Raw genomic sequence first — 4182 nt, forward strand, 5'->3', positions numbered from 1 at the left:
CTTGATACTATTGAATTTCTAAGACTTTAAAATCTTAGAATCAAAAACTGCACATGCACAATCATTTTATAAAATAATTTTCTTTTGCTCTATTTCTCAACAAACTTGCTTCGCAGTTTGTTCCATTCTGTCTCCGTGTTAAAAGGTCTTCGACTTTCAACACTCCACAGAATACTGTATGGGATGTTTCGTTCTCTTTCGTCGTTAATCCTCGCCAGTTTCATTATCGTTACATTATCTTCCAATTGCAGACGTTGCGTGCCGCCGATCTGCATTGTTGATTCTGTAACTATAACAAACCTGTCTCGCTACTCCTCAATTCACTCCACATCTTCTTAATCGTCTCCAGGAAGAACTACCCAAGGAGATTCATATTGTTCCATCTTGCCATCGATAGAAATATAACCTTGCCCCTTATCTCGTTCTAGAATTGATTCATCTTTACTTACTCCAAATACCATCTTGAAATTTTCTACTGATAAATTCTTCATCCCAATTCTAATCGCAAAATTATCCCTAATCGCTCCATCAATTACGGATGTTTCTGCCCTTTGTAATGCCATTAATAAATGAACGTTCGCAGACCGTCCCATCAAAATAATTCTTTTCAAACTATCATTGATTTCATTAAATTCTTTCTTATCCATGGAAATTCTTAATGCAGCAAATTCATCAACCACTAGGAAAATCGGATTTGTCTTTGAATCTGTACCTTCAAATCTTCTATCCATTAAATTTTCAACATCTTTGATGTAATCAAATATTTCTTCTTTTGTTCTTCCAACATTTGGTAAATCTAAATTATACTTACTAACGTTGTATAATTCTTCTCCCTTTCCATCACAAATGAATAGATTATCTTTTGTTGTCTCCCCTAAGAATTTATAAATCAATCCATAAAGAACTCTTGATTTTCCTGAACCTGATTCTCCTCCAAGTAACAAATGAGGACTACTAATATAATCCCATTTATGATACTTGCTTAATTGAATGAACCCTTGCGGATTCATCTCAATATCTTCCATGATGTCAATTTCTTCTCTTCCATCCGTTTGCTTCAAGAATAATCTTACTTCATAATACTTTGCAGAATTTGACTTTGAAATAATCGGACCAAATATTGATTGTAATTTTGGAATTGCGTTCTCTATCCTCGATTCTAAGACAGAACCGTCTTTATGAATCTTAACAATTAAAATTGTATCTCCGAACTCATTCTTTTCTTTCTTCCAAGATACCCTTAAACTCAATTGAATCTCAGATTTTCCTCCAACAAAATTGTTGTCATTAACTCGAACTTTTTGTTCTTCTACTTTATACAAATCATTGACCTGGAGAAAATATTTCATTCTTTGACGAATCAAGAAACTTTCTTTATAAGCATTTAAAACAAATCCTTTCTTTAATTTTCTTAATCTTGTACTAGACATTTCCTTTCTCCTATTTTGCTAATAGAAATTTAATTCCATCTGCTTTTAAACTTAATTCTTGTGATGGACGTTTACCTGTTTCTTTAATCCAAAACTTACCAGTTAAATTCTCAAAATCAATTGAATCATGAATCTTGAATCCTGCTATATCATCCATTGTTCCATTGACTTTGACAAATAAAAATACGTCTGGATTAACTTCTGAATAAATTTTAACCTTGATACCTTCTTTCTTATCTGTTCTCTTTCCATTTTCATATAAGAAATTCTCAGTTGCTGAGAAGAAACGGAATTTTTCACCGATAAAATATTTTACTGTTGTTTCGTCTAATGTTTTAAAAATCATGATTGTTTACCTCTTTATCTTCTTTTTTTGTTCATGTCAGGACTTAACTCCTGCCGTCTATAAAAATATTGTCTTTCCCATTCCTCTGCGATTTCCCAATCAGAATCATCATCATAGATTAACCTCTGTCCATCTTGATAGAAATCTCTAACTTCTTTTTCCATCGACTTGGGAAACCTCATCGTTATCAAATATTGATGGGGACCAAATTCTTGGGAATGTTTTACCGTGTACTCAAAGTAATTTTTCACTTCGCTTCTCCTTTTCTAAATTGATTGATTGCACAAGAAATTTATTTGTGCAATATAAATATCAGAAACTGATTTTTCTTTGAAACGGATCTTAAATTTTCTCACCAAACTCTAAGAGAATCCTTTAATTATATTATTCCTAAATCGAATCCTTACTTGACCCAAATTTCGGATTTTTTTGAAATTTTTTCATTTAGAAACTACTTTCAGAAAAAAAAGAACGAAGAGAAAATTCTCTTCGCCCAAACTGATTTTGATTGTTGTTATATCGCAATTTATAAAAACAAAAACTGCCATTTTGTTAGAATCGTACAATCATACATCAATAGAAAAGGTAAATGCTAACTAGGATTTGTAATCCTAAAGATAATATCAAAAATCTCTTCTCTTGCAGATGAATCTGACTGAAATTCTTTCATTGTGATTTCTTTTCTAGCAACTTTCTTCCACTGACTTTTCTTGTTATCATCTGGATAATGCTTGAACTGATAGAAATTAACTTGATTGTTATTGTTGTCAAAATCTAACTCAATCCATAAATCAAATCTTCTACTAACTTGTACTTCTTGACCTCTCTTGTCCTTCTCATATTCTGATGATTGACTTGCTACTCTCTCAACCCAATTTCTAATCTTGGATGCTTTTGTGATAATTGCGTAATGAGAAACCCATGCTTTGTTTGTATATCTTGATGAAATCTTTGTGATGTTGTCCTTGTCAAAGATATTTAGAAATTCTTGAAATCCAAATGATTTTGCATCGACATCATCAAAGATTGTCACATCTTGCGCTTTATATTCTGAATCAATGAAATCATATGTCTTTCCATCTTTTGCCGTTGGAGCAGTATAAATTGAATTGATACTTTTGCCGTTATTGATGTTAATTCTTCTTGCCAAATCTTTTGCAAATCTTGATTTACCAAGACCTGATGAACCTGAAATAAAGAATGTTTTCAAATTGCGGCCATTGTTTTGCATATCCTCAAAAACTTCTTTTTGATACATCTGACGAGAATTGTCAATGAACTTCTTGTTTTTAATGACTAATTCTGTCGCTTGCATTTCCGTGAATCGTTCTCGTAGAAATGCTTCTACTTCTAACTCATCAAAAATCTCTCCTGTACGAACTTTGAAAAACGCTTCTTGTAATGCTTCATCAAATTCTAATTTCTCGGGACGAATTGTCCCTTTGATTTTGTCACGATACCAAAGTTCTAACTCTTCGCCAGTAATAAATTTCATACTGCCATCCGTTTCATATTCTGCAACAATCAACTCTTGAACTTCGTATCTTGTCTTTCTTTCCATCATTGCCTTGTCTGTCGTATGTGTCAAATAACGATAACTGCCACTTGATGATTTACTTGCTTCAACATTTCGAGACTGGAACATCAAATCTTGATTGTTCAAAGATTTTCCAGATTCAAACTTGAATTTCTCAAGAGATGTGATTGTCACGGGATTTCTAAATTCTAGAATCATGTGACAATGCAATCCTTTCCTTTCTCCGTCTGAAGTTAAATCTCTATCATGGAAAATCAAAGCAATTGATTTTAGACTGCCATATTCTGTTGCTAAATATTCAAACGTTTCAGATTTAACTTTTTCTTTCCAATCCGTATCTGAAATTTCAGATACTTGCTTCAATTGTCCTTGTCCATCTAACTGATGTGTTTCATACTGTTTGTTTCTACTAATTGAGAATCTTCTTACTCTCTTTGCCATAAATTAAAAATAATCTCCTTCATGAAAAATTTGTGCGCAACAAATCCCCCTTGAAAAAGATTAAGAAATGATTTATAATTGTTAGTGCGAATAACTAATTAGAAATCAGTAAATCTTTATTTCATAAGGATTTGCTTTTTTTATTGCCTGTCTATCATTATACTATTTATCAAAGGAAATGGAAATCCCTTTCCTTTTTTTATTGCCATTTTTTATGAAAATAATGCTTCCAAACTGCACACGAAATAAGATTGTGCAGTACAATACGTGCTACTTGACGAAGTTTCGTAGCACGTAACTCCTTGATACTATTGAATTTCTAAGACTTTAAAATCTTAGAATCAAAAACTGCACATGCACAATCATTTTATAAAATAATTTTCTTTTGCTCTATTTCTCAACAAACTTGCTTCGCAGTTTGTTCCATT

At 32.1% G+C, this 4182-nt stretch carries 4 protein-coding genes; all 4 read right to left on the reverse strand.

The window, feature by feature from the left end:
- Positions 1 to 335: 335 nt before the first annotated feature.
- Positions 336 to 1430 carry an FtsK/SpoIIIE domain-containing protein gene (locus QM959_RS09335; RefSeq protein ID WP_414372850.1) on the reverse strand — a complete coding sequence of 365 codons (1095 nt, stop codon included), beginning with the start codon at positions 1428 to 1430 and terminating at the stop codon, positions 336 to 338.
- Between the two features lie 10 nt (positions 1431 to 1440).
- Positions 1441 to 1776 carry a hypothetical protein gene (locus QM959_RS09340; protein ID WP_414372851.1) on the reverse strand — a complete coding sequence of 112 codons (336 nt, stop codon included), beginning with the start codon at positions 1774 to 1776 and terminating at the stop codon, positions 1441 to 1443.
- Between the two features lie 14 nt (positions 1777 to 1790).
- On the reverse strand, positions 1791 to 2027 hold the full coding sequence (locus QM959_RS09345) for a hypothetical protein (protein WP_414372852.1): 237 nt from the start codon (positions 2025 to 2027) through the stop codon (positions 1791 to 1793).
- A gap of 341 nt (positions 2028 to 2368) precedes the next feature.
- Positions 2369 to 3754, reverse strand: coding sequence for a Rep family protein (locus QM959_RS09350; RefSeq protein ID WP_414372853.1), 1386 nt, complete (start codon positions 3752 to 3754; stop codon positions 2369 to 2371).
- Positions 3755 to 4182: the final 428 nt, after the last annotated feature.

Source organism: Streptococcus mitis, assembly GCF_047459985.1.
GTDB classification, from domain to species: Bacteria; Bacillota; Bacilli; order Lactobacillales; family Streptococcaceae; genus Streptococcus; species Streptococcus mitis_DZ.

Bases quoted from the DNA above. Each gene is read 5' to 3' on its own strand.
- QM959_RS09335 (WP_414372850.1), bottom strand. From the start codon at position 1,430: ATGTCTAGTACAAGATTAAGAAAATTAAAGAAAGGATTTGTTTTAAAT.
- QM959_RS09340 (WP_414372851.1), bottom strand. From the start codon at position 1,776: ATGATTTTTAAAACATTAGACGAAACAACAGTAAAATATTTTATCGGT.
- QM959_RS09350 (WP_414372853.1), bottom strand. From the start codon at position 3,754: ATGGCAAAGAGAGTAAGAAGATTCTCAATTAGTAGAAACAAACAGTAT.